This is a genomic window from Clostridium sp. AF32-12BH, assembly GCF_003477935.1.
GTDB lineage: Bacteria > Bacillota > Clostridia > Lachnospirales > Lachnospiraceae > Brotaphodocola.
This window is the reverse complement of record NZ_QUEH01000034.1, coordinates 2,091-7,149: the sequence shown is the minus strand read 5'-3', so window position 1 is coordinate 7,149 and position 5,059 is coordinate 2,091. Positions and strand designations below refer to the sequence as shown.

Annotated in this window: 4 protein-coding genes and 1 pseudogene; all 5 read right to left on the bottom strand. The window is 48.3% G+C overall.

The genetic code is table 11. The annotated features are described in order from the left end of the window. Positions 1–165: pseudogene (locus tag DWZ40_RS20195) on the bottom strand (5-methyltetrahydropteroyltriglutamate--homocysteine methyltransferase); the annotation flags it as partial. Between the two features lie 153 nt (positions 166–318). Further along, a complete protein-coding gene (locus tag DWZ40_RS18875) occupies positions 319–1,221 on the bottom strand; it encodes a LysR family transcriptional regulator (RefSeq protein WP_118544338.1) in 903 nt (300 codons plus the stop codon). A gap of 39 nt (positions 1,222–1,260) precedes the next feature. Then, entirely contained in the window at positions 1,261–2,955 is a 1,695-nt protein-coding gene (locus DWZ40_RS18870; RefSeq protein ID WP_118544337.1) for an AAA family ATPase, read from the bottom strand. A 42-nt stretch (positions 2,956–2,997) separates the two neighbouring features. Continuing rightward, on the bottom strand, positions 2,998–3,465 hold the full coding sequence (locus DWZ40_RS18865) for a hypothetical protein (RefSeq protein ID WP_118544336.1): 468 nt from the start codon (positions 3,463–3,465) through the stop codon (positions 2,998–3,000). Next, positions 3,465–4,964, bottom strand: coding sequence for a DNA methylase (locus DWZ40_RS18860; RefSeq protein WP_243035392.1), 1,500 nt, complete (start codon positions 4,962–4,964; stop codon positions 3,465–3,467). The genes DWZ40_RS18865 and DWZ40_RS18860 overlap by 1 nt, the downstream gene beginning before the upstream one ends. Between the last annotated feature and the right edge of the window lie 95 nt (positions 4,965–5,059).

Here is a 5,059-nt window from a genome sequence, read left to right as displayed (position 1 = left end):
GATATATAAAATGAGCTGCCGCACGTTAGTGCGACAGCCCCGCTTTGCTTTGTCCTCCAACTTCGGGAACTTGGTCGTAATAAGTCCGAGAACCACCTTCTTGTCATCGGATACGTGGGACAAGCACTCAAAACCGCCGGAACGTGCATCGTCAAATTCCAGATACCTCCATCCGTGATCACATGGTATCCGGCTTTTTTCTGTTTCTCCACCAGATCCGTGATCGCGGTATCTTCTACCTTCTTTGATTCCTCTGCGGTTATCATACCCGTATTTTCCGTTTCTGTAAAATATCGAAAAAAGCGATTTGTCATAGTTTTAATCTATAGCAAACCGCTTTAATGCTTCAATATAATGTGCTGCAAACTTCCCGGGCACAACCTGTTTGTGGGTAATATACCCAATTTCCATATAGTCCTCCGCCTCTAGAGGAACTGCAACAATATCCTTTCCATTCAGTGTTTCATTGATCACACCGCTGCAGATGGTATAACCATTCAGCCCGATCAGCAGGTTAAATAGTGTCGCACGGTCGCACACCCGGATATCTTTTTTGCTCTCCAGCGTGCTCAAGATTTCCTCCGAAAAATAGAACGCATTGTGGTCTCCCTGCTCATACGACAACCGCGGATAATTCTCCAGATCCTGCAGTGTCACTGATTTTTGTTCCGCCAGCGGATTTTTCGCCCCGACAAAGACATGGGGCTTTGCGAGAAAGAGTCGTTCAAACTTAAGGTTATGTTCCTTAAAGGTCTTTCGCAAAACCGTTTCATTGAACTGGTTCAGATAAAGAACCCCGACCTCGCTTTTCAGCTTCGCGACATCTTCGATGATCTCGTAGGTCTGCGTTTCCCGGATACGAAAGTCGTAGCTTTCCCCGCCATACGTTTTTAACAGTTCCACAAACGCCTCCACCGCAAAGGAATAATGCTGGGTGGATACACAGAACTGGTGTCGTACCGGCGCTGCGCCCGCATAGCGCTCCTCCATGAGCCTGGTCTGGGTGATCACCTGCCTTGCATAGCCAAGAAATTCCTCCCCCTCTGTGGTCAGAAGAATGCCCTTGTTAGTCCGCTGGAAAATGGTAATGCCAAATTCGTGCTCCAGTTCCCGGATTGCCGCAGTCAGGCTCGGCTGGGAAATGTAGAGCCGCTCCGCAGCTTTGCTGATGGTCCCCGCCTCAGCGGTCTCCACGATGTATTTCAATTGTGTCAGTGTCATAGGTTTGTCCTTTTTCTGATTGCGCTTTCTTTCATCATATCAATCTGTTCCGATCAGCACCCGCTTACCCTCAAACGCGAATCCATAACAGCGAATCCGGTCTTCCGATACACCATGGGCAATCAGTTCCCGGTCATACTGCTTCTCCTGAATCTGCTTCAATGCCGCCTGAACCGTATCCCCAAGAGAAGTTTCCTCTTCCGCCTCACGAACCTTAAACTCCAGAATGATGCCATCAAATTCCGGTTTTTGTGGAATCAGCATCACATCATAACGCCCCAGTCCGCTCTCCCGGTTGGACCGGATCAGATAAGCATCCCGCAGCTCCACCAGAAGCCCAAGCACAAAGCCATGATAAAAGCGCTCCGGCTGTGTCCGCTCAGACGAATGATTTCCTGTGTCAAAGCTGCTGAAAGTAGTTAGAGCCACATCATTCATATAGGCGTTCATTTCTTTTATATTTCCCTTTAAAAGAGCCTCGATGAACGCATTATAATTGGTTCCGGAATTTTCAAACCATCCGGAAAACATATCAGAAAACATCCCCAGCGTTTCCAGATTTGTGATCATCAGATGATACCACGGTTTTCTCCAGGCTCCGCGATATTCGACCTGCTCCACCCGTAAATACCCGCTGGCCACAAGCAGACTCCAGATTGCGTTCTGCACATGATCCAGCTGGTCAAATACGATCTGCTCATCAAAGGTTACCACAATTTTTCCTCCCTGAAGCAGATCCTCCATGCCTTCCTTTATTTCCGCAGATGACGTCCGGATCAGCTTGTTGATCAGCGTATTTCCACTGGTTGCCGCCCAGTAGGCCATGAATGTTTTCTCCCGCAGGAAATTCGTGATGGACCACGGATTATAGATATCCCGCTTTGATCCAAACGTGAAGCCATCATACCAGCGCTTCACTTCTTCTTTTTGCTCTATTAGACCAAACTGTTCCAGAGATGCAAATACCTCTGCTTCCGTAAAGCCAAAACAGTCTGCATACCGCTTCGAGGTGGTTGTGATCACACTGAGGTTATTCAGATCCGAAAAGACAGATTCCTTCGAAACACGGGTAATTCCCGTCATCATTCCGCGTTCCAGATACGGGTTTGTTTTGAATGTCGCATTGAACAGACTCCGGATAAAGGAAGTAAATTCGTTCCAGTACCCATGCACATATGCCTCCTGCATGGGGGTGTCGTATTCATCCAATAATATGAGCACACGCTTTTCCCAGAAATGGTGCAGGTAATAAGACAGATTTTTCAGGGCATCCTGAGCTGTCACATCATCCATTTCACAGTTCATTACTTTTATAAACTGCTGTTTTTCTGTGTCCGCAAAGCACGCTGTATCCAGAAGATAACGGTGCTGACGATAAGTATCGCCAATAATATGCCGGATTTTCTGAACTGTGTCCGTATAACAATTCTGCTTTACATCCGCAAAACTTAAAAATATAACCGGGTAAGTTCCCTGAAGCTTCTGATATTTCTCCTCATTCCATATCTCAAGACCGCTAAAAAGATCAAAGCGGTCTGCATACCGTTTTGAAAAGAAACAATCCAGCATACTCATATTCAGCGTTTTTCCAAACCGCCTAGGGCGGGTAATCAGCGTAACCGAATCTCCTGACTCCCACCACTGCGAAATCAGTTTTGTTTTATCAATATAGAAATAATTGCCTTCCCGCAGGGACGCGAAATCCTGCTTTCCGATTCCGATCGTACATGGCATCTGCTCCACCCCGTTTCTGTTTCAAATTTATTTATTATCTTATCATATCCGGGAATCGAAATCCATATGAATATCCAGTTTCAGGATATCATCCAACAGCACACATTCTCCTTCCTGTGTCCCATTCTGCAAAATGATTCCCCGCCTGTCATGATCGATTTTTTTAACTGCGGCAGTAAACGTGCGGTAAGCACCTCCTGCTTTGTATTCATCTGGAATAAAGCAGGTGACAGTGACCCTTGGAGCTGCCTGATTTTTCCCGTTTTCTAAGTCCTGCAGCTGCGCTTCCAACCCCCGCAGCTGCTCATCCAGCGCTGCTTTCTCGTACTCGTCCAACTCCCGCCTTTGCTCGGTCTGACGTGCAGTCTCCTTCACTGCATCACCGTAGCCGGTCAACGCCGCAAACGGAGAGAACTGGGCGGCACGGTCCTTAAGATCCATCGGCGGGTGATTGCGCGACACCGGACGTTTGAGATATAGCATATCTTCATATTTTGAAAAATCTGTCATTATGCCTTGTGCCCTCCGATCTGGTCATTGCGCTCTTTTGCCGTCGCACCTTCGCATAGATTCATGCCCTTTAAGATCGCATTCTTCCCGAATTTTTTCTTAATATCCAGCATCGCATGCTGCAGGCGTTTTTCGCGCTCCAGTTCCTGCTGCTCTTTTTTGCGTTTCTGCTCCAGGGCAGCATAATCGGTAAAAAGATCAAGCTGTTCTGCCACCGGTTCCCGCTTCACTTCAGTCTCCGGCATGACATGATTTGCAGTCAGATACACCCGCCGGATCAAAAGCTTTTCATCGATAATGCGGTCATACAATGCCAAAACTGCATCCAGGATCTGCCGGGTTGAGGAAGTAAAACACCCCAGATTTTCCGTTCCGTGAGCATGCTTTGGAATGCTTCTGCCATACCGGTCCTTCATAACTTCACCACGATAGGAACCGCTGCGTTTTGGATCCGTCAGATTCTCAATATCATAACCTACTGTTAAGACCATCTGGTCTGTCACAAGTCCCTGGTCCACCAGCTGTAATGAAAGCTGGTCTGCCATTTCTTTGACCACGAGCCGCGTCTTCTGTGCCGTATACGGACAATGCAGCACCTGCCCGGAACCAACACTATTGTTTTCCGGCTTATAAGCCTTGATATGCTCCATGCGGCATGGCTCATAGCCCCAGGCATGATCGATCAGAAGCTCTGCATTGATGCCAAACAAACGGTACAGCAGTTCTTCATTGTGATAATCTCCTGGCTTTCCAATGGAGCAGCGCGCGACATCGCCCATCGTCAGCATACCATGTTCCTTCAGCTTTGCCGCATAACCGCGGCCAACCCTCCAGAAATCGGTGATGGGCTGATGCGTCCAAAGTTTTTTACGGTAGCTGATCTCGTCAAGCTCTGCAATGCGGGTTCCATCTTCATCCGGCTGAATGTGCTTCGCTTCAATGTCCATGGCAATCTTTGCCAGATACAGATTGGTGCCGATCCCAGCCGTCGCGGTAATCTTTGTTTTTGCAAAAATCTCCTGCATGATCCGTTTGGCATATTCCCGCGCCGTACAGCCTGCCGCTGGCAGATACTTTGTCAGATCGATAAACACCTCATCAATCGAATAGACATGAATATCTTCCGGCGCAGCATACTTTAAGTAGATATCGTAAATTTGGGTACTCACTTTCATATAGTGGGTCATACGCGGCGGTGCGATCAGATAATCGATCTGATATTCCGGATGCTTTGCCAGTTCATCCGCCTGTGCAGAAGATCCGGTAAATCTGCCGCCTGGAGCAAGGCTTCTCCGCTTCGCATTGGCACGACGCACCTGTTCGATCACCTCAAACAGCCTGGCACGCCCTCCAATCCCGTATGTCTTCAAGGATGGGGAAACCGCCAGGCAGATGGTCTTCTCCGTGCGGGACGGATCCGCTACTACCAGGTTGGTCGTCAGCGGATTTAAGCCGCGGTCCACACACTCCACGGATGCGTAGAACGATTTCAGGTCCATACATAGATACATGATTACTCCTTCGCCACTGCCCCGATCGGGCAGATATCATAGCAGATTCCGCAGCCATCACAAAAACGCAGATCGATCCGGTA

Coding starts and splice junctions, on each gene's coding strand:
- DWZ40_RS18875 (WP_118544338.1), bottom strand. CDS start 1,221: ATGACACTGACACAATTGAAATACATCGTGGAGACCGCTGAGGCGGGG.
- DWZ40_RS18870 (WP_118544337.1), bottom strand. CDS start 2,955: ATGCCATGTACGATCGGAATCGGAAAGCAGGATTTCGCGTCCCTGCGG.
- DWZ40_RS18865 (WP_118544336.1), bottom strand. CDS start 3,465: ATGACAGATTTTTCAAAATATGAAGATATGCTATATCTCAAACGTCCG.
- DWZ40_RS18860 (WP_243035392.1), bottom strand. CDS start 4,964: ATGGACCTGAAATCGTTCTACGCATCCGTGGAGTGTGTGGACCGCGGC.